Origin of the sequence: Streptomyces showdoensis (assembly GCF_039535475.1) — a bacterium.
Taxonomy (GTDB): Bacteria; Actinomycetota; Actinomycetes; order Streptomycetales; family Streptomycetaceae; genus Streptomyces; species Streptomyces showdoensis.
In genome coordinates this window covers 79,466-102,666 of record NZ_BAAAXG010000010.1, presented here as the reverse complement: position 1 = coordinate 102,666, position 23,201 = coordinate 79,466, and the positions used below count along the sequence as shown (strand labels likewise).

The 23,201-nt window shown below is 75.4% G+C and carries 21 protein-coding genes and 1 pseudogene; 18 read left to right on the top strand and 4 right to left on the bottom strand.

Annotated features, from left to right (window positions below; genetic code table 11):
- From ABD981_RS05900 to ABD981_RS05820, 17 genes and pseudogenes are all read left to right on the top strand, one after another.
- Positions 1-158 (top strand): annotated as a pseudogene (locus ABD981_RS05900) (DUF6760 family protein).
- Between the two features lie 155 nt (positions 159-313).
- On the top strand, positions 314-1,063 hold the full coding sequence (locus tag ABD981_RS05895; protein WP_345528201.1) for a hypothetical protein: 750 nt from the start codon (positions 314-316) through the stop codon (positions 1,061-1,063).
- Between the two features lie 1,568 nt (positions 1,064-2,631).
- Positions 2,632-3,129 (top strand): hypothetical protein, encoded by a 498-nt coding sequence (locus tag ABD981_RS05890; protein WP_345528199.1) that lies wholly within the window; start codon positions 2,632-2,634, stop codon positions 3,127-3,129.
- 34 nt (positions 3,130-3,163) lie between these two features.
- Entirely contained in the window at positions 3,164-3,589 is a 426-nt protein-coding gene (locus ABD981_RS05885; RefSeq protein WP_329418255.1) for a phage tail protein, read from the top strand.
- A gap of 148 nt (positions 3,590-3,737) precedes the next feature.
- Positions 3,738-4,466 carry a CIS tube protein gene (locus tag ABD981_RS05880; protein ID WP_345528194.1) on the top strand — a complete coding sequence of 243 codons (729 nt, stop codon included), beginning with the start codon at positions 3,738-3,740 and terminating at the stop codon, positions 4,464-4,466.
- Positions 4,463-6,280, top strand: a complete 1,818-nt coding sequence (locus ABD981_RS05875) for a VgrG-related protein (protein ID WP_345528192.1) — start codon at positions 4,463-4,465, stop codon at positions 6,278-6,280. The genes ABD981_RS05880 and ABD981_RS05875 overlap by 4 nt, the downstream gene beginning before the upstream one ends.
- Before the next feature lie 94 nt (positions 6,281-6,374).
- A complete protein-coding gene (locus tag ABD981_RS05870) occupies positions 6,375-6,692 on the top strand; it encodes a PAAR domain-containing protein (protein WP_345528190.1) in 318 nt (105 codons plus the stop codon).
- Positions 6,692-7,114: a GPW/gp25 family protein gene (locus ABD981_RS05865; RefSeq protein ID WP_345528188.1), complete on the top strand. Its 423-nt coding sequence runs from the start codon at positions 6,692-6,694 to the stop codon at positions 7,112-7,114. Before ABD981_RS05870 ends, ABD981_RS05865 begins: the two co-directional genes overlap by 1 nt.
- Positions 7,114-9,084 (top strand): putative baseplate assembly protein, encoded by a 1,971-nt coding sequence (locus ABD981_RS05860; protein ID WP_345528186.1) that lies wholly within the window; start codon positions 7,114-7,116, stop codon positions 9,082-9,084. Before ABD981_RS05865 ends, ABD981_RS05860 begins: the two co-directional genes overlap by 1 nt.
- Entirely contained in the window at positions 9,081-9,662 is a 582-nt protein-coding gene (locus tag ABD981_RS05855) for a phage tail protein (RefSeq protein WP_046912529.1), read from the top strand. The genes ABD981_RS05860 and ABD981_RS05855 overlap by 4 nt, the downstream gene beginning before the upstream one ends.
- 313 nt (positions 9,663-9,975) lie before the next feature.
- Positions 9,976-10,737 carry an NADase-type glycan-binding domain-containing protein gene (locus ABD981_RS05850; protein ID WP_345528184.1) on the top strand — a complete coding sequence of 254 codons (762 nt, stop codon included), beginning with the start codon at positions 9,976-9,978 and terminating at the stop codon, positions 10,735-10,737.
- Between the two features lie 135 nt (positions 10,738-10,872).
- Positions 10,873-11,865: a dihydroxyacetone kinase subunit DhaK gene (gene dhaK / locus ABD981_RS05845; RefSeq protein WP_345528182.1), complete on the top strand. Its 993-nt coding sequence runs from the start codon at positions 10,873-10,875 to the stop codon at positions 11,863-11,865.
- A gap of 7 nt (positions 11,866-11,872) precedes the next feature.
- A complete protein-coding gene (dhaL, locus tag ABD981_RS05840) occupies positions 11,873-12,481 on the top strand; it encodes a dihydroxyacetone kinase subunit DhaL (RefSeq protein WP_345528180.1) in 609 nt (202 codons plus the stop codon).
- On the top strand, positions 12,478-12,882 hold the full coding sequence (gene dhaM / locus ABD981_RS05835; protein ID WP_345528178.1) for a dihydroxyacetone kinase phosphoryl donor subunit DhaM: 405 nt from the start codon (positions 12,478-12,480) through the stop codon (positions 12,880-12,882). The genes dhaL and dhaM overlap by 4 nt, the downstream gene beginning before the upstream one ends.
- A 362-nt stretch (positions 12,883-13,244) precedes the next feature.
- Positions 13,245-15,269, top strand: a complete 2,025-nt coding sequence (locus tag ABD981_RS05830) for an NADPH-dependent 2,4-dienoyl-CoA reductase (protein ID WP_046908540.1) — start codon at positions 13,245-13,247, stop codon at positions 15,267-15,269.
- 33 nt (positions 15,270-15,302) lie between these two features.
- Complete coding sequence (locus tag ABD981_RS05825) at positions 15,303-15,854, top strand: PadR family transcriptional regulator (RefSeq protein WP_046908539.1); 552 nt, start codon at positions 15,303-15,305, stop codon at positions 15,852-15,854.
- A 76-nt stretch (positions 15,855-15,930) separates the two neighbouring features.
- Complete coding sequence (locus tag ABD981_RS05820) at positions 15,931-17,334, top strand: FAD-dependent oxidoreductase (protein WP_046908538.1); 1,404 nt, start codon at positions 15,931-15,933, stop codon at positions 17,332-17,334.
- Here ABD981_RS05820 and ABD981_RS05815 read toward each other — a convergent pair.
- Entirely contained in the window at positions 17,331-17,792 is a 462-nt protein-coding gene (locus tag ABD981_RS05815) for a pyridoxamine 5'-phosphate oxidase (protein WP_046908537.1), read from the bottom strand. The two genes, ABD981_RS05820 and ABD981_RS05815, sit on opposite strands and share 4 nt — an antisense overlap.
- A gap of 222 nt (positions 17,793-18,014) precedes the next feature.
- A complete protein-coding gene (locus tag ABD981_RS05810) occupies positions 18,015-19,355 on the bottom strand; it encodes a DUF2252 domain-containing protein (protein WP_046908536.1) in 1,341 nt (446 codons plus the stop codon).
- A 202-nt stretch (positions 19,356-19,557) separates the two neighbouring features.
- Here ABD981_RS05810 and ABD981_RS05805 point away from each other — a divergent pair, with 202 nt between their 5' ends.
- A complete protein-coding gene (locus tag ABD981_RS05805) occupies positions 19,558-20,340 on the top strand; it encodes a GntR family transcriptional regulator (protein WP_046908535.1) in 783 nt (260 codons plus the stop codon).
- A 45-nt stretch (positions 20,341-20,385) separates the two neighbouring features.
- Here the strand turns inward: ABD981_RS05805 and ABD981_RS05800 are convergent, their stop codons facing one another.
- Both ABD981_RS05800 and ABD981_RS05795 read right to left on the bottom strand, forming a co-directional pair.
- On the bottom strand, positions 20,386-21,918 hold the full coding sequence (locus ABD981_RS05800; protein ID WP_046908534.1) for an amino acid permease: 1,533 nt from the start codon (positions 21,916-21,918) through the stop codon (positions 20,386-20,388).
- A 62-nt stretch (positions 21,919-21,980) separates the two neighbouring features.
- Positions 21,981-22,976 carry a hypothetical protein gene (locus ABD981_RS05795; RefSeq protein ID WP_046908533.1) on the bottom strand — a complete coding sequence of 332 codons (996 nt, stop codon included), beginning with the start codon at positions 22,974-22,976 and terminating at the stop codon, positions 21,981-21,983.
- Positions 22,977-23,201 lie beyond the last annotated feature (225 nt).

Here is a 23,201-nt window from a genome sequence, read left to right as displayed (position 1 = left end):
GTGACGTACGCCCTCCCCCGGCTGCGGGAGGAGATCGCGTACATCGCCTACCACTTCCACTGGCAGCGCGACGACATCCTCGACCTGACCCATCGCGAGCGCCAGGACTGGGTCACCGAGATCGCCCGTATCAACACCGTGTGAACGAAGGCGGTTGACATCATGGCATGGCGGACAGGCTGCGGCGGCGCGGCGCCGGGCCCTCCCGGGGCCGGCTCCCACGGACGCCGCGGCACCGGGCCCGGCGGCGCCGCGGGACGCCGCCGCCCCACCCGGGTCCGGCGTGCCCGGGAACTGGGACGGCGGCTGGCGCATGACGACGAGCCCCCGGCTGACCGTCTCCCGCGCCCCGCTGGCCGTCAGCGACGGCCTCGTCTTCCGCGCCGGCCTGGCCGCCTGGCAGGACCCGTCGTTCGACACCGGACTCGCCCACGGCCTGGCCCCCTCCGCCCCGCCCGGCCTCGTCCGCGGGGTGGCCCGCCCCGCCGCCGACCCGCCCACCCACAGCGGCGGGGGCCCCGCTGCTGCATCCGCGCCCTCGGCCCGTACGGGGCGGAGCCCGAGCAGGACCCGACGCCGGAGCCCTCCGCGCCCCGCACCGCGCGCCCGTCGAAGCCCGGCCCCGTACGACGGGCCCGGGGCCGAGGCGCAGACGCTCGGCACACCCGCGCCCGAGGCCGGGGCCCCGACGACGGCTCCGCCCTCCGACGTCACGCCGGGACCGGTCGTGGCGCGGACCGTGGTCGGGGCGGGAGCCGACCGGGGGCTCCGGAACGCCGGCCCCGGCCGGGAACGCGGCCGGGACCCCGCGGGGAGGAGCCTCCTGGCGCGGCGGGACCCCGCCCCTGCTGCGCCGGTCACGGACGCGCGCGGCAACGGACCGGGAACCGGCGGCTCCTGTCACCCCCCGGCCTCGGTACGGCAGTACAGCGCGCCGAACCCTCCGGTGCGGCAGGGGCGGCCGGTCCCGGTCGGACCCGCGCCCCGGCGCGTTCCGGCAGGGCCCACCGGGCCGGCACGCCCCGAGCGTCCGGAGCGCCCGCGGCTACGGATTTCCCTCTGATACGGCGGATCGCCGTGGTTCCCCAGGCGCCGGTGGACGGCGCCCCGCCACGGGGAACGACGCCCTCACGCGCCTCCGGCACCGCCGCACTCCCCACCCGACGGGCCGTGGCCGGCGCTCCGGTGCCGCCCACGGCGGGGGCGGCAGCCGCGGCCGACCGGCGCCGTCCGGTGCCCCGGCGTCCCGCGCCCGCGAGGCGTCCCCTCCGGGAGGGGGCGGCCGGCGCCCCGGCATCGCACGGGGAACGCGCCGCCTCCTCGGCTCCCGCGCCCGGTCCGGCGCCGGTCCGCGGCCACCGGCGCCCCGCGCCGTGGTGCGCCCGCGCACCATCGGGCGGCCGTCGACCGTCGCCCGCACTCCCGCGATGCCCAGGCGCCGCGTGGCGGTCGTGCCGCCCCGCTTCCGGGACCACCCCTCCGGCCACGCCCCCGGTGCAGCGGGCGAGCAGGGCCCCGCTCGGGGCTCCGGTCGCCGAACCGCCCGTGGCGGCGAGCCGTCGGACGTGACGGTCCCCGGCTCGCCGATGCCCCTGGTCCGGCAGCAGGCCGAGACGGCCACCGCCCCGGCGACACCGTCGGCCACCAGGCCACCGCTCGGAGCCCCGCCCACCGGACCGACGGCCGCCACGAAGCCGCCGGAGGCGACTACTCCCGAGCCATCGCCGTCCCTGCCCACGGTCCAGCGTCGAGCCGAGACGCCGACCGCCCCGGAATCGCCTCGGACCGGCAGGCCGTCGCCCGACACACCCCTCACCTCACCACCGCCCATCCCGCGGCCGCCGAGGACGACCCCTCCGGACCCGTCGCCGCCTTGCCCACGGTCCAGCGCCAAGCCGAGACACCCGCCACTCCAGCGACACCACCGGTCACCAGGCCACCGCTCGGCGCGCCCCTCACCGAACTGCCGCCCACCGCGCAGCCGTCGGAGGCGACCCCTCCGACCCTTCGCCGCCCCTGCCCACGGTCCAGCGTCGAGCCGAGACACCCGCCACCCCGGCGACACCACCGGTCACCAGGCCACCGCTCGGCGCGCCCCTCGCCCAACTGCCTTCCACCGCGGCGCCGTTGGGCGCGCGACACGGCGCAGTCGTCGGAGGTGACGGTCACCGGGCCGTCGATGCCCGCCGTCCGACGTCCGGCCGAGCCGCCCGCCGGGCCCGGGCCCCGGGCGCGGAGCGGGCTCGGGGCACCCCTGCACGCCTTGCCGGCGAGCGCGGCGCTCCCGGGCACCGCCCCTGCGGCCCGGACCCGCACACCGCAGGCGACCCCGCTCCAGCGCACCGCCCTCACCGGGCCTTCGGGGGACCACGGCGACCGACGGCCCGTCCCGGTCCCGCTCGTCGAGCCGGACCCCGTCGCCGACGGCGGCAGCGGCGGCCCCGCGGACTCCCCTGTGCCGGTCCTCCGGCTTCTGGCGGCCCGTCCTCTGCCCTGGGCCTGGACGCCGTCGACACGGGGAGTCCGGACCCGCCCCGTACGGGCCCGGCGTCCAGGCCCGTGGTGCCCGCCCGGTGGCCGGACGCACCCTCGGCCGCGCCCCCGGGCCGGCGCGCGGCGGACGGGCCGCGGGTGACGACGGGGGCGGCCTCCCCCCGTACCGGCACCGCGCAGGCGCCCACGGTCTCCGTCGGCCGCGCCGCACGCCCCGTACCCGCGTCGGGTCCGGCGCCGCTGCCCGTGGCCGGCGCTCCGACGCCGCCGCTCGTGGTCCGGCCGGCCCCGGCCCCCACGGCCCCGGGCGGGCTGCCACCGGGCCGTCCGATCCCGGTGGCGCGGCCCGCGGTGGCGCGCGGTGCCGGTGGGGCGAACCCGCCGCCGCTGCAACGCGCCACCGGCACCCCGCGTCCCGACGGCGGACCGCCCCCCGCACCCGGTGCCGCGCGCCCGGTGCAGGCGGCCGCGGTGCCGGGCCGGGCGGAGCGGGTGCGGGAGACGGGGCCGCAGGGCTCGGACACCGAGTTGGACGACCTGGCCCGGCGGCTGCTGGATCCGGTCGCGCGGCTGCTGCGCACCGAGTTGCGGCGCGGGCGCGAGCGCGCGGGCAGGCCCTTCGACGGGCGTCGCTGAGAAGACGGACGAACGAGAGACGGACGGCGGAACGATGACCGACAGCATCTTCGCGACCAGCGTGTTCTTCCGGCTGGCGATCGGCGGCAACGACCTGGGCGCGTTCCACACGTGCTCGGGCATGGGGGCCGAGGTCGAGATGGAGAGCTATGCCGAGGGCGGCAACAACGGCTTCACCTGGCAGCTGCCGGGCCGGGTCACCTGGTCGAACATCACGCTCACCCGGCCGGTCACGGCGGACACGGCGAAGATCGGCCGCTGGCTGGACGAGACGCTGCGCAGGGTCGAGCCGAAGGACGGCGAGATCGTCGCCCTGCGGCCCGACCTGAGCCGGATCATCAGCTGGCAGGTCTTCGGGATCGTGCCGGTGCGCTGGCAGGGGCCCTCCTTCGACCCGGCCCACTCGGAAGCGGCGGTGGAGACCCTGGAGATCGCCCACGCGGGCCTTCTGCCCAGCTGACCCCGGCAGCCGCCCGCACCCGGCCCTCGCGCGAGCGCCCCGCACCGGCCCCCGCCCCCGCACCCGCACCCGCACCCGCACCCGCACCTGTGCCGTTTCCCCTTTCCACACCCGTACCTCGTCCCCGCTCCGGAAGGGAGTGCACGCCATGCCCGCATCGGCTCGCGCCAGCCGCGCCAGGGCCCAGCTCACCCTGAAGGAGCCCCCCGCCTCGGTCGGGGCCAAGCCCGGCGGGACGATCGCCCGGCTCGACCTCCAGTTCAACCCCTCGTCGCTGGAGCTGCGCAAGACCACCGAGTGGCGGCGCTCGCCGTCCCGGATGGCCGGGCAGTCGGCGCTGCCCGAGTTCGTGGGCAGCGGCCCGCGCGCGCTCAGCCTGGAGGTCTTCCTGGACGCCACGGCCACGCACGACAACTCCGTGGAGCAGGCGGTGGAGAAGCTGATGAAGGCGTGCGTGCCGACCCCGGCGAGCCTGGGGCGGAAGAAGCCGGCGAGCCCGTGGGTGCGCTTCGAGTGGGGCAACGCGCGGACGACGTCGTTCGACGGGGTGCTGTCCAGCCTGTCGGTGACCTACACGCTGTTCGACGTGGACGGGAAGCCGTTGCGGGCCACCTGCGCGCTGTCCATCGAGGAGGCGAGCGTCGACCCGCCCGGACAGAACCCGACGTCCGGCGGGCGCACCGCGCGCAGCACGCACACCGTGGTGGCGGGCGACAGCCTGGCGATGCTGGCGTGGCACGAGTACGGCGACGCGACGGCCTGGCGGGCCATCGCGGAGGCGAACGGGATCGACGATCCGATGGCGCTGGTCCCCGGGACGGAGCTCGTGGTGCCGGGGATGCGGGACGCGGGCGACGAGGACGAGGAGGGGCGATGAGCACGTCCGACGCCGGAGGCCGGTCGTTCGCGGCCGATCCGATCGTGGAGGCCCCGGGTGAGCTGCCGCCCGTCTGGGCCGCGCAGCTGGTGAGCTGCGTGGTCGACGAGAACGTGGCGCTGCCCGACACGGCGGTGCTCACCTACCGGGACCCCGACCACGAGTTCCTGCGCGCGACCGGCATCACCATCGGCACCCCGCTGCGGGTGTCGGTGGTGACGGTGAAGGGGCAGGCGCGGGAGCGGCTGTTCAACGGCGAGGTGACGGCCCTGGAGATCGACCGGGACCGCACCGGTTCGTTCACCGTCGTCCGCGCCTACTCCAAGGCCCACCGGCTCCAGCGGGGCCGCAAGGTCGTGGCGTACCGGAACATGACGGCCGCGGCCATCGTGCGCAAGGTGGCCGCCGGGGCGGGGCTCGCGGTCGGGGCGGTGGAGGCCGCGCCGGTGACGTACCGGCAGCTGTCCCAGGCGAACGTCTCCGACTGGGACTTCCTGCAGTTCCTCGCCGGGGAGAGCGGCGCGCAGGTGCGGGTGGACGACAAGGGGCTGCTCCAGTTCACCCGGCCGGCCAAGGCGTCCGGGGCGCCCGCCCCGTCGACGTCGGCCACGCGGCATCCGATGGTGCTGGAGTACGGGCGCAACCTGTTGGCCCTGCGGGCGGCGCTGTCGGCGGCCGACGGCGCGGCGAAGGTGGCGGTGCGCGGCTGGGACGTGACCACCAAGCGGCCCCTGGTCGCCGAGCGGCCGGCCGTGGTCAGCGACACGGTGGTCCCGGGGCTCGGTCCGCAGGCCGCCGCGCGGTTCGGGTCGTCGACCGTGACGGTGACGGACACGCCGTACCGCACGCAGGCCGAGACGACGGCGGTCGCGGGGGCGACGGCGGCGCAGATCAGCGCCGGTTTCGGCGAGCTGGAGGCGGTGGCCGAGGGCAATCCGCTGCTGCGGGCGGGCCGGGCGGTGGCCCTGGGCAACGTGGGTCCCGCGTTCTCCGGCCGGTACACGGCGACCGCCGTGCAGCACGTCCTGGAGCCGCACGGCGGCTACCGCACCACGGTGTGGGTCAGCGCGAGCCCCGACCGCTCGCTGACGGGTCTGGTGACGGGCGCCAACGCCCCGGGGCGCGGCCCGCGCGTCCCGGGCCTCGCGATCGGCGTGGTGACGGACGTGCGGGAGCCGAACGGCTCGGAGCGCGGGGCGGTGCGGCTGCGGTTCCCGTGGCTGGACGACACGTACGTCACGGACTGGGTGCGGACGGTCCAGTGGGGCGGCAAGGGCGGCGGTGGCGTCGTGAGCCCCGAGGTGAACGACGAGGTGCTCGTCGGCTTCGAGCAGGGGCTGTTGGACAGTCCGTACGTCATCGGCGGCCTCTACAACGGGGTGGACGAGCCCTCGCCGCACGACGTGCCCCTGGTCGACCGGACCAGCGGCAAGGTCAACCGGCGGTCGGTGGTGTCGCGTTCGGGCCATCGGGTGGAGCTGCTGGACGCGCCGGCGCCGGGCCCGTCGGGGCTGCGTCTGGTGACCGGTGACGAACGCCTCGAGGTCCGCCTCGACGACCGCCGGGACCGGATCGAGCTCACCGTGTACGCCGGGCGGAACCGGCCGGTGAGCTCCGTGCTGCTGGACCGGGACGGCATCACGCTGGACGCCCGGCAGGGCACGGTGAAGGTGACCGGCCGCGAGGTGGACATCGACGCCACGGCCGCGGTGCGCGTCGGCGGGCGGACGGTCCGGGTGGCCGGAACGGCCGAGGTCACCGTCGACGGCGGCCTCCTGGCGGTCCTCAAGGCCCGCCTCGTCCGCATCAACTGACCTCTCCTGTCCCTCCGTTCCCCACCCCCCGTCCCTCCTGTGTCCCACTTTCCGGTCTTCCCGCCGCAGCCCCCTTCCTCCCGAGGAGCCCCTGATGCCGTCCGCCGCCCGTACCGGCGATCCGACCGACCACGGCGGCCGGATCGCCACTCCGCCGCCCGGCGCCGCCGCGACCGTGGCGACGGTGCTGATCGGCGGGCTGCCGGCCGCCGTGGTGGGCAGCCTGCACGTCTGCGTGGTCCCGCCGCACGTCGCCCTCGGACCGGCCAACGTGGTGCTGCCCGACCCGGCCGGGCTCGCCGCGGGCGCGGTGCTGATCGGCGGACTGCCGGCGGCGCGGGCCCGCGACCGGACGGCGTGCGGCGCGACGATCCTGACCGGCGCGCCGGACGTCCTGATCGGGGGCGTGTGATGAGCGAGCGGTTCATCGGCCGCGGCTGGGCGTTCCCGCTGCGGGTCGGGCCCACCGGCGGGATCGTGATGGTCGAACGGGAGCGGGAGCTGGAGGAGGCGATCCGGCTGGTCCTGGGGACCGCCCCCGGCGAGCGTCCGATGCGGCCCGAGTTCGGCTGCGGGATCCACGAGTACGTCTTCGCGCCCGGCGACGGCGACACCGCCGGGCGGGTCGCGCAGCGGGTGCGCGAGGCGCTGGAGCGGTGGGAGCCGCGGATCGTGGTGGACGAGGTCGTCGTGGCCTTCGACTCCGTGGACGCGGGGACCCTCTACATCGACGTGCACTACACCGTGCGGACCACCAACGACCGGCGCAACCTGGTCTTCCCCTTCTACACGATCCCCTCCGAGGAGGGGCTCGGGAAAGCGGTCGACGACTGATGGCCCTCCCCTCCCCGAACCTGGACGACCGACGGTTCCAGCAGCTCGTCGACGAGGCGAAGCGGTACGTGCAGCAGCGCGCGCCGGAGTGGACCGACCACAACGTGTCCGATCCGGGCGTCACCCTGATCGAGACCTTCGCCTACCTCGTGGACCAGCTGCTCTACCGGCTGAACCGGGTGCCGGACAAGAACTACCTGGCGTTCCTCGACCTGTTGGGCATCCGGCTGTTCCCGCCCTCGGCGGCCGTCGCCGAGGTCGACTTCTGGCTGTCGGCCCCGCAGCCGGACACGGTGACGCTGCCCGCGGGGACCGAGGTGACGACGGCGGCGGGCGGGCCCGACGAGCCGGACGAGGGCGTGGTCTTCGCGACCGTGGACCGACTCCGGATCGTGCCGAGCGAGTTGACGCGGCTGGTGACGGCGCCCAGGTCCGGCGGACAGACCGACGTGACCGGCGCGCTCGCGGAGGGGCGGGACGTCCCGTGCTTCCAGGCGGCCCCGGAGCCCGGCGACGCGCTGCTGTTCGGGCTGCCCACGGCGGTGCCGCGCTGCGTGGTCGCCGTGCGCCTGGACAGCCGGGTGCAGGGCGTCGGCGTGGACCCGCGCCAGCCCCCGCTGGTGTGGGAGGCCTGGGACGGCGGGCGCTGGCGGCGCTGCGAGACGGGCTCCGACAGCACGGGCGGCCTGAACCGGCCGGGCGAGGTCATCGTGTACGTCCCGGCCGGGCACACCGCTTCGGTGGTCGCGGGGACGCGCGCGGGCTGGCTGCGGTGCCGGGTGACGGAGGCGGAGCCCGGCCAGCCGTTCTACTCGGAGTCCCCGACCGTGCGGGAGGCGGCCGTCTTCACCGTCGGGGGCACGATGACCGTGGAGCACGCCGAGACGGTGACCGACGTGCCGCTGGGCGTCTCGGAGGGGGTGGCGGGACAGAGTTTCCGGCTCGGCCGCCCGCCGGTGCTGCTGGACGGGGAGCCGCCGGTGGTGGAGGTGTCCTCCCCGGAGGGGTGGCAGCGCTGGGAGCTGGTGGAGCACTTCGGCCGTTCGGGCCCGGAGGACCGGCACGTGCGGGTCGACGCCACCCTCGGCGAGTTCACGTTCCCGCCGGTGCTGCGCGAGCCCGACGGCACCCTGGGCTCGCGCGGGGCCGTGCCGCCCAAGGGGGCGCACATCCGGGTGGCCCGCTACCGGACCGGCGGCGGCCCGGCGGGCAACGTCGCCCGGGGCGCCGTCTCGGTGCTGCGCAGTTCCGTCCCGTACGTCACCCGGGTCGCCAACCGGGAGGCCGCGCGGGGCGGGGTCGCCGGGGAGACCCTCGACAACGCCAGGCTGCGGGCCCCCGAAGCGCTGCGCATGCAGGAGCGCGCGGTGACGGCCGAGGACTACGAGATCATCGCCCGGCAGGCGGCGCCTTCGGTGCTCAGGGTCCGCTGCCTTCCGGACGCCGGGGGCGGCGCGGGAGCCGTACGGGTCCTGGTGGTCCCGGACGCCGTGGCGGACGAGGGCGACCGGCTCCGCTTCGAGCAGCTGATCCCCTCGGAGCAGGTGCTCGGGGCGATCACCGGCGCGCTCGACGAACGGCGCCTGATCGGCACCCGTCTGGTCGTGGAGCCGCCGTTCTACCAGGGCGTGACGGTGGTGGCCCGGCTGTCGGCGCCGGCCGCGGAGGCGGACCGGGTGCGGGAGGCGGCGCTCGCCGCGCTGTTCCGGCACCTCGACCCGCTGCGCGGCGGGCCCGACGGCACGGGGTGGCCGTTCGGCCGGCCGGTGCAGTACGGGGAGGTGTTCGGCGTCCTGCAACGCGCCGTCGGGGACGTCCTGGTGGAGGAGATCCGGATGTTCGCGGCCGACCCGGTCACCGGCCGGCGCGGCGCCCCGGTCGACCGGATCGAGGTCGCCGCGGGCGCGCTGGTCTTCTCGTACCAGCACCAGGTCGTCGTGGCGGCCCGGGCCGAGGAGGAGCGCGGATGAGCCGGGCCGCGGTCCCGGGGCTGCCCAGCCGGCACCCGATCGGCGGGCAGCTGCCCGCGCTGTACGCCGAGGACGACTTCGCCCAGCGGTTCACGGCCGGGCTCGACACGGTCCTGGCCCCGGTGTTCGCGACCCTGGACAACCTGCCCGCCTACTTCGACCCGCGGGTGACCCCGGCCGACTTCCTGTCCTGGCTGGCCACCTGGGTGGGGGGCGTGGACGACCCGCGGTGGCCGCCGGACCAGCGGCGCGAGGCGGTGGCCCGCGCGGTCGAACTGCACCGCCGGCGCGGCACCCGGCGCGGCCTGGTCGACGCCCTGCGGCTGGTCCTGGGCGTGTCCGCCGAGGTCGAGGGGGACGGTGCGGCCATCTGGTCCGGGACTCCCGGGGCCGCGCTGCCGCCCGCCCCGGCCGACGAGGTCCTCGTCCGGGTGTGGCCGCACCGCGAGCCTACGGTCGACGCCGACCGGGTCCGCGCGCTCGTCCGCGCGCTGTGCCCGGTCCACACGGTCTGCCGGGTGGAGGTCCTGCCCGGCCCGCCTTCCGGCGGCGGCGAAAGGGGCGACGGCCTTGCGTGAATGCCCGGCGTGCGGGGCGCCCAACGGTGCGACGGACGACTTCTGCGGCAACTGCGGCGCCTACCTGGACTGGTCGGACCAGGCCCGGCCCCCGGCTCCCGGGGGGACGGGCCCGCAACCGCCCGCCGCGGCCGAGCCGGAGCCCCCGGAGAACCGGCCGCAGGCAGCACGGACCGAGCCCCAGCGGCCGGCGCCACCCACCCTTCCGGCGGCACCCCCGGAAGCCCGGCCCCTTCCCCACCCCGCTCCCGCGGCCCCCACTCCCCCTGCTCCCCCCGCCCCCACGTCGTCCCCGGACGCCTCGCCGCTCCCCGTGCAGCCCGCGAGGGCGGTGACGGCCCGCCCGCAGGTCCGGGCCGCCCCGGTGGACGACACGGTGTCCGGGCTGCCGTGCCCCGCCTGCGGCACGCCCAACGCGGCGGACCGGCGCTTCTGCCGTCGGTGCGCGGCCCCGCTGACGCCGACCGCCGAGCCGCCCGCGCCGCCCTGGTGGCGGGTCCGGCCGTTCCGGCGCCGGGTGCGGGCGGGCTCGGGCCGGGCGGTCCGCTTCCTGACGGTCCTGGTGGTGGTCCTGGCGCTGGGCGCGGCGGGGCTGCTGCTCCTCCCGGCCGGCCGTCACCTCTTCGAGGACACCCGGGACAAGCTGGGCAAGGCGAAGGCGGTGACGCCGGCCCGGGTCCGGGCGAGTGCCGAACTCCCCGGGCACCCCGCGGACGACACGACCGACGGGCTCAGCAACCGCTACTGGGGCGCGCCCGGGGCGGGCGCCTCGGTGACGTACACGTTCGCCAGGCCCTTCCGCCTGGTGGACGTGATCGTCACGAACGGGGCCTCGTCGGCGCCGGAGGAGTACGCGCTCCAGGGGCGGGCGCTGCGGATCGGGATGGAGGTGACGACGAAGGACGGCGGGACGGTCCGCACCTCGCTGGGCCTGAGCGACAAGGCGGGCCCGCAGACGTTCCCGACCGGCATCAGCGACGTCACCGCGATCCGGCTGGTCCTGGAGGCGCCCGCGGGTCTGACCGGGGGCCGCCATCTGGCCCTGGCGGAGGTGGAGTTCTTCCAGCGGGGCTGACGCTCCCGCGGGGTCGCGGCTCCGCCCGACGGCGCCCGCGCGGTGGTCCCGACGGCGGAACACCCCGCGCCCCCGGGACCGAGCTGCGAGGATCGTGATCGGCGCCTTGCCCGCTCCTCTCACTAGGAGGCATCCGTGAGGATGTTGATCAATGTTCCGGAGACCGTCGTCGCGGACGCGCTGCGCGGGATCGCCGCCGCGCACCCCGACCTGAACGTCGATGTGGAGAACCGGGTCGTGGTGCGGCGGGACGCGCCGGTGGCCGGGAAGGTGGCGCTGGTGTCGGGCGGGGGCTCGGGGCACGAGCCGCTGCACGCGGGGTTCGTGGGGCCGGGGATGCTCTCGGCGGCCTGCCCGGGCGAGGTGTTCACCTCGCCGGTGCCGGACCAGATGGTGCGGGCGGCGGCCGCGGTCGACAGCGGGGCGGGCGTGCTGTTCGTGGTGAAGAACTACACGGGCGACGTCCTGAACTTCGAGATGGCAGCCGAACTCGCCGAGGACGAGGGCGTGCAGATCGCGAAGGTGCTCGTCGACGACGACGTGGCCGTGACCGACAGCCTGTACACGGCGGGGCGGCGCGGCACCGGGGCGACGCTCTTCGTGGAGAAGATCGCCGGGGCCGCCGCGGAGGAGGGCGCCCCGCTGGAGCGGGTCGAGTCGATCGCGCGCCGGGTCAACGAGCGCGCGCGGAGCTTCGGGGTGGCGCTGAGCGCCTGCACGACCCCGGCGAAGGGCTCGCCGACCTTCGACCTCCCCGAAGGGGAGCTGGAGCTGGGCATCGGGATCCACGGGGAGCCGGGCCGTGAGCGGCGCCCGATGATGACCGCGCGGGAGATCGCGGACCACACCGTCGACGTCGTCCTGGAGGACCTGCGGCCCAAGGGCCCGGTGCTCGCGCTGGTGAACGGGATGGGGGCGACGCCCCTGCTGGAGCTGTACGGGTTCAACGCGGAGGTGCAGCGCGCGCTCGCCGAGCGCGGGGTGCCGGTGGCCCGCACGCTCGTGGGCAACTACGTGACGTCGCTGGACATGGCGGGCTGCTCGGTGACGCTGTGCGAGGCCGACGAGGAGCTCCTGCGCCTGTGGGACGCCCCGGTGCAGACGGCCGCGCTGCGATGGGGTCGGTGATCCGGCGATGAGCGAGCCCACCTACGACGCGGCGTTCTTCCGCGCCTGGCTGGAGGGGGCGGCGGCCGCCGTGGACCGCGAGGCGGACCGGCTGACCGAGCTGGACTCGGCGATCGGCGACGCCGACCACGGCGCCAACCTCAAGCGCGGCTTCGCGGCGGTGACCGCGACCTTGGAGAAGGAACCTCCGGCCACCCCGGGCGCGGTGCTCGCGACGGCCGGACGGCAACTGATCTCCACGGTCGGCGGCGCGTCGGGACCGCTGTACGGGACGCTGCTGCGCCGCACGGGCAAGGCCCTGGGCGAAGCGCCGGAGGTCTCCCGTACGGCCCTCGCCGAGGCGCTGACGACAGCGGTGGCCGCCGTGTCGCAGCTCGGCGGGGCGCAGCTCGGCGACAAGACGATGCTGGACGCGCTCGTCCCGGCGGCCGAGGCGCTCGGCACCTCGTTCGAGGCGGCCCGGGAGGCCGCGGAGGCGGGCGCGCTGGCGACCGTGCCGCTGCAGGCCCGCAAGGGCAGGGCGAGCTATCTGGGCGAGCGTTCCATCGGCCACCAGGACCCGGGGGCGACCTCGTCCGCGCTGCTGATCGCCGCGCTCGCGGAGGTGGCGGCATGAGCGGCCGGGTGGGCATCGTCCTGGTCTCGCACAGCGCGGCCGTGGCCACGGCGGTGGCCGAGCTGGCCCGGGGTCTCTCGGGCGGCGGCGACACGGCGCCGATCGTGCCGGCGGGCGGTACCCCGGACGGCGGCCTGGGCACCAGCGCGGACCTGATCGTCCGGGCGGCCGAGGCCGCGGACGGCGGCGTCGGCGTGGCCGTTCTGGTCGACCTGGGCAGCGCGGTCCTGACGGTGAAGGCCCTCCTGGCCGAGGGCGACGAGCTCCCGGAGGGCGCCCGCCTGGTCGACGCCCCCTTCGTGGAGGGCGCGGTGGCCGCCCTGGTGACGGCGACGGCGGGCGGCGACCTGGACCAGGTGGTGGCGGCGGCCTCGGAGGCGTACGCGTACCGCAAGGACTGACTCCGCACACGGCGACGGCGCGGAGGGGGCCGGGGCGGGGGTGGGGTGTCCGGACGTGGCGGCGCCCGTAACGAGCGAAGCGAAGTGAAGGTCGCAGTCCGGACACCCCACCCCCGCCCCGGCCCCCGCACCACCCACCGGGCTGACCGGCCGCCACCCACCGGCCTGCGCTCCCGCCTGACCGACTCCCCCCGCCTGACCGACTCCCACCCACCGGCCTGACCACTCCCACCCACCTGCCCCTGCCGCCTCCCCCTGTGGCATGCCACACATCCCGCCCCCACCCTTATGCAACTTGTTGCACAAGCCTCGGCCGGTCGTCTACAACAGTCCGTGACGACCCCGCGCGAGGAGGCGCCCCGATGGCCCCGACCACCCCGTACCCGCACCTGCTGAGCCCGCTGGACCTCGGGTTCACGACCCTGCCCAACCGGGTGCTCATGGGATCCATGCACGTCGGCCTGGAGGAGGCCGAGCACGGATTCGAGCGCATGGCCGCCTTCTACGCGGAGCGCGCCCGCGGCGGCGTGGGCCTCATCGTCACCGGCGGCATCGCCCCGAACGAGGCCGGCCGCCCCTGGGACGGCGGCGCGAAGCTGACCACCGCCGAGGAGGTGGCGGAGCACCGTCGGATCACGGACGCGGTGCACGAGGCCGGCGGCCGGATCGCGATGCAGATCCTCCACTTCGGCCGCTACGCCTACCACCCCGCCCTCGTCGCCCCCAGCCCGCTCAAGGCCCCGATCAGCCCCTTCGCGCCGAACGAGCTGACCGACGCCGAGGTCGAGCAGACCGTCGAGGACTACGTGCGCTGCGCGGAGCTCGCCAAGGAGGCCGGGTACGACGGCGTCGAGGTGATGGGGTCCGAGGGCTACCTGATCAACGAGTTCATCGCGAGCGCCACCAACCAGCGCACCGACCGCTGGGGCGGCTCGTACGAGAACCGGGTCCGTTTCCCGCTGGAGATCGTCCGCCGCATCCGCGAGCGCGTGGGCACGGACTTCATCCTGATCTACCGCCTCTCCATGCTGGACCTGGTCCCGGGCGGCTCCACCCTCGACGAGGTGACCGCGCTCGCCAAGGAGATCGAGGCGGCCGGCGCCACGATCATCAACACGGGCATCGGCTGGCACGAGGCCCGCATCCCCACCATCGCCACGTCGGTCCCGCGGGGCGCGTACACCTGGGTGACGAAGCGGCTGATGGGCGCGGTCTCGGTCCCGCTGGTCACCAGCAACCGCATCAACACGCCCGAGGTCGCCGAGGGCATCCTCGCCGAGGGCCGCGCCGACATGGTGTCGATGGCCCGCCCGTTCCTCGCGGACCCCGACTTCGTGGCGAAGGCGGCGGCGGACCGCGCCGAGACGATCAACACGTGCATCGGCTGCAACCAGGCCTGCCTGGACCACACCTTCAGCCTGAAGATCACCTCCTGCCTGGTGAACCCGCGCGCCTGCCACGAGACCGAGCTGGTCCTCTCCCCCACCCGCCTCGCCAAGCGGATCGCTGTCGTCGGCGCGGGCCCGGCCGGCCTCGCCTGCGCGGTCTCCGCGGCGGAACGCGGCCACGAGGTCACGCTGTTCGACGGCGCCGAGGAGATCGGCGGCCAGCTGAACGTGGCCAAGCGGGTGCCGGGCAAGGAGGAGTTCGACGAGACGCTGCGCTACTTCCGGGTGCAGCTCGCGGAGCGCGGCGTCGAGGTGCGGCTGAACACCTTCGTGTCGGCGGCCGACCTGACGGAGTACGACGAGGTGGTCGTCGCCACCGGCGTCACCCCGCGCACCCCGGAGATCGAGGGCGTCGACCACCCGAGCGTGGTCGGCTACCTGGACGTGCTGCGCCACGGCGCGCCGGTCGGCGAGCGGGTCGCGATCCTGGGCGCGGGCGGCATCGGCTTCGACGTGGCGGAGTTCCTGACCGACGGCGGGGAGGGCGCGAGCCAGGACCCGGAGACGTACTTCCGGCAGTGGGGCGTCGACACGTCGTACGAGACGCGGGGCGGCCTGCGCGCGCCGGAGCGGCCGCGGCCGCCGCGCCAGGTGCACCTGCTCCAGCGCAAGACCACGAAGGTCGGCGCCGGCCTGGGCAAGACGACGGGCTGGATCCACCGCACGGAGCTGAAGCACCGGGGCGTGACGATGGTGGCGGGCGTCTCGTACGAGCGGATCGACGACGAGGGCCTGCACCTGACCGTCGAGGGCGAGCCGACGGTGCTGCCGGTCGACACGGTGGTGCTGTGCACCGGCCAGGAGCCGCGCCGCGGGCTGTACGAGGAGCTCCTCGCGGCGGGCCGGACGGCGCACCTGATCGGCGGCGCGGACGTCGCGGCCGAGCTGGACGCCAAGCGGGCGATCGACCAGGGCACGCGGCTCGCCGCCGCGCTGTGAGCGCCCCGGCCGGCCGAACCTAGGATTGCGGCCATGTCCCTCCCGCACGCGATCCTCACGGCGCTGCTCGAGAAGCCTTCGTCGGGCCTCGAACTGACCCGCCGATTCGACCGGTCGATCGGCTACTTCTGGTCGTCCACCCACCAGCAGATCTACCGCGAGCTGGGGAAGCTGGAGCAGGCGGGGTACATCCGTGCCCTGCCCGCGCCGGTGCCCGCGCGGGGGCAGAAGAAGGAGTACGAGGTGCTGCCGGCGGGCCGCGAGGAGCTCGCCGGCTGGGTGGACACCGCGGAGGACCCCAAGCCGCTCCGCTCGGCGCTGCTGCTGCGGATGCGGGCGGCGGCCGTGGTGGGCGGCAGGGGGCTGCGGGCGGAGCTGGAGCGCCATCTGGAGCTGCACCGGCGCCAGTTGGCCGAGTACCGGGAGATCGAGGTGCGGGACTTCCCGCCGGAGCGGCGGGCGGCGGAGCCGGACCGGCTGCGGCACCTGGTGCTGCGCGGCGGCATCGACCTGGAGCGCTTCTGGGTGGAGTGGCTGACCCAGGCGCTGCGGGAGCTGGACGGTCCGGGCACGGCGACGCCCTGAAACGACCGCGCGCCCGCCCGCGGTGGATACTGGTCAGTCCTGGACCGACAACGTCCACACACGCGAAAGGGCGAGGATGGCCGACGAGTTGGGTCACCGCAGGACACGTCATGCGGTGGTCATCGGGGGGAGCCTGGCGGGCCTGCTGGCCGCGCGGGTGCTCAGCGAACACGCCGAGCGGGTCACGGTCGTGGAGCGAGACCGCTACCCGGAGGGACCGGAGGCACGGCCGGGCGTTCCGCAGGGCCGGCACCTCCACGTGCTGATCGAGGGCGGGCAGCGGGCGCTCGACGAGCTGCTGCCCGGCTTCATGGACGAGCTGCACGGGCTGGGCGCGCCCAAGGTGGGCGTCCCGCAGGACATGGTCCAGTGGCAGAACGGGCATTGGTACGTCCGCTCCGAGGCGACGGCGTACTTCTACACGGGCCCCCGGCCCCAGTTGGAGTGGCTGGTGCGGCAACGGGTCGCCGCCGATCCCCGGATCGAACTCGTGGAGGGCACCGAGACGGTCGGCCTGCTCGGCGACGCGGCCCGGGTGCGGGGCGTACTGGTGCGCGAGCGCGGGGCCGGCACGGACCGGGAGCCGCGGGCGCTGGAGGCCGATCTGGTGGTGGACGCCTCGGGCCGCTCGACCAAGGCGCCGGACTGGCTGGCCGCGATCGGCGCGGAGGCCCCGCACGAGGAGACCCTGGACACGGGCCTGGCGTACGGCACCCGGTTCTACCGTTCCCCCGCCGCGGACCCGTCCACGGACGCGCTCGGCTACTACGTGGTGCCGAACCCGACACAGGTGCACAGCGGTGTGGTGCTGCCGCTCGGCGACGGCCGGCACGTGGTCACCCTCGGCGGGCTGCGCGACGACGTGCCGTCCACGGACGAGGACCTGTTCGAGGAGTACGCGCGCAAGCTGCCGCACCCCGTGGTGAGCGAGTGGCTCGCGAAGGCCGAGCCCCTGACGCCGGTGTACGGCTCCCGCAAGACGACCAACGTCCGCCGCCGGTACGACCGTCCGGGGCGCCGTCCGGCCGGTTTCCTCGCGACCGGCGACGCGCTGTGCGCCTTCAACCCGATCTACGGGCAGGGCATGGCGGTCGCCGCGCTGTCCGCGCTGGCGCTGCGCAAGGCCCTGGCGGACCCGCGGCGCACGCCGACGACGCGGCGGGTGCAGCGGGCCCTGTTCGACGCTTCCAAGCAGGCCTGGGACATCTCGGCGGGCGCCGACAAGAATATGCCGGGCGTGACCGGCAACGCGGTCGGGACGGGGGTGACCGACAGACTGACCGGCTGGTACATGCGCCGGGTGCAGGCGCGCGCCTCGGGCAACCCGGTGGTGGGCACGCCCTTCCGGGCGGCGCTGACGCTGACGGCCCCGCTGACGGGCCTGTTCGCCCCCTCGGTGGCCCGCGCGGTGCTGTTCGGGCCGGTGCCGGAGACGCCGGCGGAGCCGCCGCTGCTGCGCGGGGAGGCCGGAGGGTCCTAAGCCGCCCACTCCGTCCTGTGGCCGAAGCCCCGGCTGTTGTCGACGAGGCGCAGCCAGGTCGGGTGGATCACCCAGTGGTCGGCGCGGGACAGGGCCTGCGCGAGGCGCCCGGCCGTGGCGACGAAGGGGAAGCGGCGCGCGTACGCGGCGCGCGCCGCCGCCAGGGCCGGGCCGCTCGCCCGCTCGCACGGGCCGCGGCCCTGCAGGCCGGTGAGCGAGCTCCACTGCTGCGCGTCCCGGTGCGCGGTGAACGCGACCCGTGCCCCCGGCGCCTGGCGTGCGAGGGCGGCGCCGTGGCGAGTGGAGCGGGCGGTGAGGAAGACGAGGGCGCCCGTGCCGGTGACGGCGTAGAGGACGGCGCAGGCGCCCGGTCCGTCCTCGTCGGCGTAGGCGAGCGAGAGGGTGGTGTGGGCGGCCAGTGCCCGGCGCAGCCGCGCCGGCGGCCCGTCCGCGTTCATGCGGTGCCCCGGGCGCCGGCGACGCGGCGCGGAGGGTGACGCATGGGAGGGCTCCCGGTGTCGCGCGGACGTTCGCGCCTCCACGGTAGGCGATCTCGACGTCGCCGGACCCCGGATTCCGTGGGACCGACGTCCCCGATGACCGGGACTTTCGCCTGGTGATGTCGCTCCGGGCCGGTCGGCGGGCGGGGGTCGCGCCGGAGTGGCCGACCCCTCGGCTCCTCACACCCCCGGGGCCGCCGTCACCACGCCCGCCGCGATGCCCGCGCTCAGCGCCGCGTAGTCGTCGGCGTTCTGCCCCGCGTACCGCAGGGCGAAGTCGGCGATGCCGCGGTCGAAGACGTCGGAGGAGCCGAGGTACGCGGCGATGGCGATCCGGTCGCCGGAGCGGGCGTGGGCGCGGGCGAGGGCCCAGCCGCACAGCCGCGCGTACTGGCGCAGCACCGCCGGGGACATGGTCTCGACCTCGGCGGAGCCCTTCATGTCGCGCAGCTGGCGCCAGTAGAAGTGGCGTTGTTCGGGGCCGGTCATCCAGCCGAGGAAGATGTCGCTGGCGGCCTGGGTGAGCCGCTGGCCGCAGACCACCCGGCGGCCCTGGTGGCTGAAGGCGCTGGGGGTCAGGTACTCCTCCAGGACCGAGGGTCCGGCCTCCTTGATCTGGAGGAAGAGCGGGTCGCCGTCGTCGCGGCCCTCCAGGAGCAGGATGAAGCAACGGGTGCCGACGCTGCCGACGCCGACGACCTTGCGGGCGGCGTCGACGTAGTGGAAGCGGTCGAGGAGCGTCCGGCGCTCCTCGGAGAGCGAGCTGCGGTAGTCGCTGAAGATCTTCCCGATGGTGACCCGGTCGACGTCCGTGACCCGTTCGAGCAGCGGCGGGTCCTCGACGATGTGCCGGCCGGTCTCGTCCTTCTCGGTGAGCTTGCCGAAGGCCTGGAGGCTGGTGCGGCGCCGGGCGCGGGCGAGTCGGCTCTCCAGGCGTTTGCGGTCGGAGGCGCCGCGGACGAGGCCTGAGACGTCGTCGGCGGAGATCCGCTCGTACCAGACCTCCAGTTCGCCCAGGCCGGCGAGGCGGCGCATGGCCGTGCGGTAGCCCTCGGCGGAGACCTGGGCGGCGCGGTGGGCCTTGGCCTTGGTGGTGCCGTTCTGGAGGGCGGCCACGGCGATGGAGGCGGCGAGCCGCTTGACGTCCCACTCGAAGGGGCCGGGCAGCGTCTCGTCGAAGTCGTTCACGTCGAAGAGGAGCGCCCGTTCGGGTGAGGCGTACACCCCGAAGTTGAGCAGATGGGCGTCGCCGCAGAGCTGGACGGTGAGTCCGGTGTGCCGCTGGGCGGCGAGGTCGGCGGCCATGACGGCGGCCGCGCCGCGCAGGAAGGCGAAGGGGGACACGGCCATGCGGCCGTAGCGGATCGGGACGAGTTCGGGCACCCGGTCGACGGACTGGCGCTCCAGGACGCCCAGCGGGTCCGGGCGCTGCGAGGAGGGTATCCAGCGCCCGTGCGAGGAGCGGGGGACGCGCTTGCGCGCGGCCCGGCCCCTCTCGGCCCGTTCGGAGGGTGTCGTCATCCGGCCTCACCCACTTCTTCCACCGCCGCTGCCTCCACTGTTCCGTCGCGATCCATTACAAATCGGGACGCTCGATTCGGCCACTCTCGACGAACGGACTTCCAGAATGGTTTAGACCAATGATAGGAATTGCTCACCCACGCGGTTCAGATGCTCACACCGAGCAATGGTTGAACCATGCATGACAGAGAGGGTCCGTGACATGGCCGAGCCCGTTTCCGAGCCCGGACCGAGGGCGGCGCTTCCGCTCTACCTCCGGGTCGCCGCAGTGCTGCGGGACGACCTCATCCAGCGCCGCATCTCCCCCGGCAGCCGACTGCCGTCCGAGCGCCACCTCGCCCACCGCTTCCACGTCAACCGCCAGACCGTCCGCGGCGCGCTCCAGCTGCTGCGGGACGAGCGGCTCGTGGTCACCGACCGGCGGGGCACCTTCGCGGCGGCCGCCGACCAGGACCCGCGCGGCCCCGGGCCGACGGCGCTCCGGCGCTCCTTCCCGGGCGGGCCCCGGGCGGCGGACGCCCTGGTGCGCGCCGCGCTGGCCTGGGAGGCGCCGCCGGTCGCGCTCGCCGCCCGGCTCTCGCTCGCGCCGGGCGAGCCGACGCTGGTCCACCGGCACGCGGTGCTGGCACCTTCGGGGGTCTCGCTGCAGCGGTCGGTGTCCTGGTTCTCCCGGCCCGCCCTGGCGGAGATCCCGCAGCTGGGCCGCTACCGGCGCAGCGCCGAGCGGTTCCAGCAGCAGCCGGACCTGCGGCTGCTGTACCACTGGATGCACCACGCGGGCCTGCGCACCACCCACCGGGAGTCGGTCGGGGTGCCGCAGGTTCCGGCGGGCCACGCCGCCGACGGGGCCGTCCAGGCGGCCGGCGGCGGGGCCCGGCTGAGCGTCCACCGGGTGGTGAGCGACCAGCACGGGCACGCGCTGGAGGTCACCGACATCGACGTGGCGGCCCGGACCGGTTCCTGGACCTACGAGTTCAGCGGCTGACCGGGCGCGGGCCCGTCCGCCCGCACCCGGCCCGCCGGACGGGTCTCAGACGATGCCCTCGGCGATCTCCGCCTCCTCGCGGGCGCTGCCGTACGCCGAGGGCGTCCCGTACGAGCGGCGGGCGACGTACCACCAGACGCTGGCGAGGACGAGCACGACCGCCAGCGCGATCACGGCGTAGTTCATGCTGTCGACGGTCACCGGGGACTTCTGCGGCAGGCAGAAGAGCACGGTCACGCCGGCCACCCAGACCACCGCGATCCAGCCGATCGGCCTGCTCCAGCGGCCCAGGCTCCAGGGGCCGGGGACGAAGTTCCGTCCCGCGCGCAGCCGCAGGTAGATCGGGATGGCGTAGGCGGGCGTGATGCCGATGACGTTGATGGCGGTGACGGCACCGTACGCGGTGGCGGAGTACAGCGACGGCAGGGCGAGCAGCGCGGCCACCGCGACGGAGAGCCAGACGGCCGGCACCGGGGTCTGGGTGCGGCTGCTGACCCGGCGCCAGAGCGCCGAGCCGGGCAGGGCGTTGTCGCGGCTGAAGGCGAAGACCATGCGGCTGGCGGCGGCCACCTCGGCGTTGCCGCAGAAGAGCTGGGCCACGATCACGACGAGGAGCAGGGCCTTGGCGCCGCCCTCGCCGAGCGCGTCCAGGAGGATCTGGGCGGGCGGCACCCCGGTCGCGCTGTTCTGCGTGCCCGCGTAGTCCTGGATGGCGAAGGTGAGTCCGGCGAGGAGGGCGAAGCCGGCGATCCAGGAGGCCCAGATGGAGCGGACGATGCCCTTGGCCGCGGTCACCGAGGCGTTCGCGGTCTCCTCCGAGAGGTGGGCGGAGGCGTCGTAGCCGGAGAAGGTGTACTGGGCGAGGAGCAGGCCGATCGCGGCGACGTAGAGCGGGTTGCTCCAGCCGGTGTCGTTCACGAACTCGGTGAAGACGAACGAGGCGGACTGGTGGTGGTCGGGGACGAGGGCGAGCGCGCCCACGATGAGGGCGACGCCGCCGAGGTGCCACCAGACGCTGATCGAGTTGAGCACGCTGACCAGGCGGACGCCGTAGAGGTTGAGCACGGCGTGGAGCAGCAGGATCACCAGGAAGATGAGGAAGGTGGATCCGGCGGTGGGGACGATGCCCCACTGGAGGTTGAGGAAGGCGCCGGTGAACAGGGCGGCGCCGTAGTCGATGCCCGCGATGGCGCCGAGCAGGCCCAGGAGGTTCAGCCAGCCGGTGTACCAGCCCCAGCGGCGTCCGCCGAGCCGGTCGGCCATGTAGTAGAGCGCGCCCGAGGTCGGGTAGGCGCTGGTGACCTCGGCGAGGGCGAGGCCGACGCACAGCACGAAGAGCCCGACGCCGGCCCAGCCCCAGAGCATGACGGCGGGGCCGCCGGTGCCGAGCCCGAAGCCGTACAGGGTCATGCAGCCGGAGAGGATGGAGATGACCGAGAAGCTGATGGCGAAGTTGCCGAAGCCGCCCATCCGGCGGGCGAGGACCGGCTGGTAGCCGAGCTCTCTGAGCCGCGCCTCCTCGTCGTCCTTGGCCGGGGGCGGCTTGCGTATCGCGTCGGTGGGGGCGGTGCGGGACATGCGTTCCTCCGGGGACGGGGGGCGTACGGGGGTGTGGGTGGGGGGAGACGCGCGGCGGCCGGTCAGGTGCCCGGCCGGGACTCCGGGGCGGTCAGGCAGCGGGCCCTGGCCCGCAGGAAGACCTCCTCGGCGGGCCCGCGTTCGTCCGGGAGCGCGGTGCGGTACGCCCAGGGCTGCGGGGTCCAGTACGGGCCGAGGGACTCGAACACCCGGGCCGCGTCGGCGAACTTGAGGGCGCCGTACAGGGCGTGGGCCAGGTGGTTGAGGTCGAGCAGACTGGCCTCCTCGGTGGCGCAGAAGAGGAACCAGGCGTCCATGGCGCGGCGGGCGTCGCGGACCGCGTCCTCGGCGACCCAGTGCAGGTCCAGGGCGCGCTCGTGGCCGCGGTCGCGCCGGTAGCGCTCGACGCGCACGTACAGCGGCAGGGCGTGCAGCGCGGAGCCGACGGGGGCGGCGGAGGAGGCCCACTGGGCGTAGTTGACCGCCTCGGAGAGCGGGCCGGGCCGCCGGGCGTACACGAACTGGAGCATCCGGTGGTGCGCCTCGCGGTTGTACGGGTCGCGCTTCTCGGCCTCGGCGAGCAGTCCCCAGGGCCCCGGGGGCAGCATCGGGGCGGGCGGCGGGAGCCGGTGCTCCTCCATGCTCTGCCGGGCGTCGAGTAACGACAGGGCGAGGCGGCCCACCCAGGGCACGGGGTCGGCCGGGGCGCGTTCGACGGCCTCCCGGCAGGCGGTCCAGGCCTCCTGCCACAGTTCGCGGGTCCGGGCGTGGCCGGCCCGGTGGGCGCGGACGGCGCGCTCGACGGCGACGCGGGAGTGCATGACGGCGGCGGCGATGGAGTCGGGCTGCTCCGCCCGCCAGGCGGCGACCACGTCGGTGCCGGCCGCGACGGCGGCGAGGACCTGGGTGCGCCGGGTCCAGCCGGGCCAGCCGGTGGTCTCGTCGAGGAGCCGGGCCATGGCCACCCAGCGGCCGGTCCGCAGGTCCTGGACGGCACCCCGCAGGGCATGGTCGTGGCCCGCCGGGTGGTAGACGGGCCGGAAGCCCTGCGCGGCCATCAGGAGGCCCTGCCGCGGGTGGGCGAGGCAGGGTGGCGGGTGGGAGACATGGTTCCTCGGTGAGGTGGGTGGAGGGGGGTGGTCAGTCCCCCGTGGCCATCCCGGCCGTTGATCGGCGATCACTATAGAGGTCGCTGGACGTGACCGGTCCACTTTCATCTGTGACCGTAACTATCAAGCCAGCGACTGAATTTGACTTGATGTCAGTGATGTTTCGGAAACTGA

Bases quoted from the DNA above. Each gene is read 5' to 3' on its own strand.
- ABD981_RS05875 (WP_345528192.1), top strand. From the start codon at position 4,463: ATGAGCACGTCCGACGCCGGAGGCCGGTCGTTCGCGGCCGATCCGATC.
- ABD981_RS05825 (WP_046908539.1), top strand. From the start codon at position 15,303: ATGTCCCTCCCGCACGCGATCCTCACGGCGCTGCTCGAGAAGCCTTCG.
- ABD981_RS05870 (WP_345528190.1), top strand. From the start codon at position 6,375: ATGCCGTCCGCCGCCCGTACCGGCGATCCGACCGACCACGGCGGCCGG.
- ABD981_RS05885 (WP_329418255.1), top strand. From the start codon at position 3,164: ATGACCGACAGCATCTTCGCGACCAGCGTGTTCTTCCGGCTGGCGATC.
- ABD981_RS05865 (WP_345528188.1), top strand. From the start codon at position 6,692: ATGAGCGAGCGGTTCATCGGCCGCGGCTGGGCGTTCCCGCTGCGGGTC.
- ABD981_RS05855 (WP_046912529.1), top strand. From the start codon at position 9,081: ATGAGCCGGGCCGCGGTCCCGGGGCTGCCCAGCCGGCACCCGATCGGC.
- ABD981_RS05815 (WP_046908537.1), bottom strand. From the start codon at position 17,792: ATGAACGCGGACGGGCCGCCGGCGCGGCTGCGCCGGGCACTGGCCGCC.
- ABD981_RS05820 (WP_046908538.1), top strand. From the start codon at position 15,931: ATGGCCGACGAGTTGGGTCACCGCAGGACACGTCATGCGGTGGTCATC.
- ABD981_RS05895 (WP_345528201.1), top strand. From the start codon at position 314: ATGACGACGAGCCCCCGGCTGACCGTCTCCCGCGCCCCGCTGGCCGTC.
- ABD981_RS05830 (WP_046908540.1), top strand. From the start codon at position 13,245: ATGGCCCCGACCACCCCGTACCCGCACCTGCTGAGCCCGCTGGACCTC.
- dhaM (WP_345528178.1), top strand. From the start codon at position 12,478: ATGAGCGGCCGGGTGGGCATCGTCCTGGTCTCGCACAGCGCGGCCGTG.
- ABD981_RS05805 (WP_046908535.1), top strand. From the start codon at position 19,558: ATGGCCGAGCCCGTTTCCGAGCCCGGACCGAGGGCGGCGCTTCCGCTC.
- ABD981_RS05795 (WP_046908533.1), bottom strand. From the start codon at position 22,976: ATGGCCGCGCAGGGCTTCCGGCCCGTCTACCACCCGGCGGGCCACGAC.
- ABD981_RS05860 (WP_345528186.1), top strand. From the start codon at position 7,114: ATGGCCCTCCCCTCCCCGAACCTGGACGACCGACGGTTCCAGCAGCTC.
- ABD981_RS05880 (WP_345528194.1), top strand. From the start codon at position 3,738: ATGCCCGCATCGGCTCGCGCCAGCCGCGCCAGGGCCCAGCTCACCCTG.
- dhaL (WP_345528180.1), top strand. From the start codon at position 11,873: ATGAGCGAGCCCACCTACGACGCGGCGTTCTTCCGCGCCTGGCTGGAG.
- ABD981_RS05800 (WP_046908534.1), bottom strand. From the start codon at position 21,918: ATGTCCCGCACCGCCCCCACCGACGCGATACGCAAGCCGCCCCCGGCC.
- ABD981_RS05810 (WP_046908536.1), bottom strand. From the start codon at position 19,355: ATGACGACACCCTCCGAACGGGCCGAGAGGGGCCGGGCCGCGCGCAAG.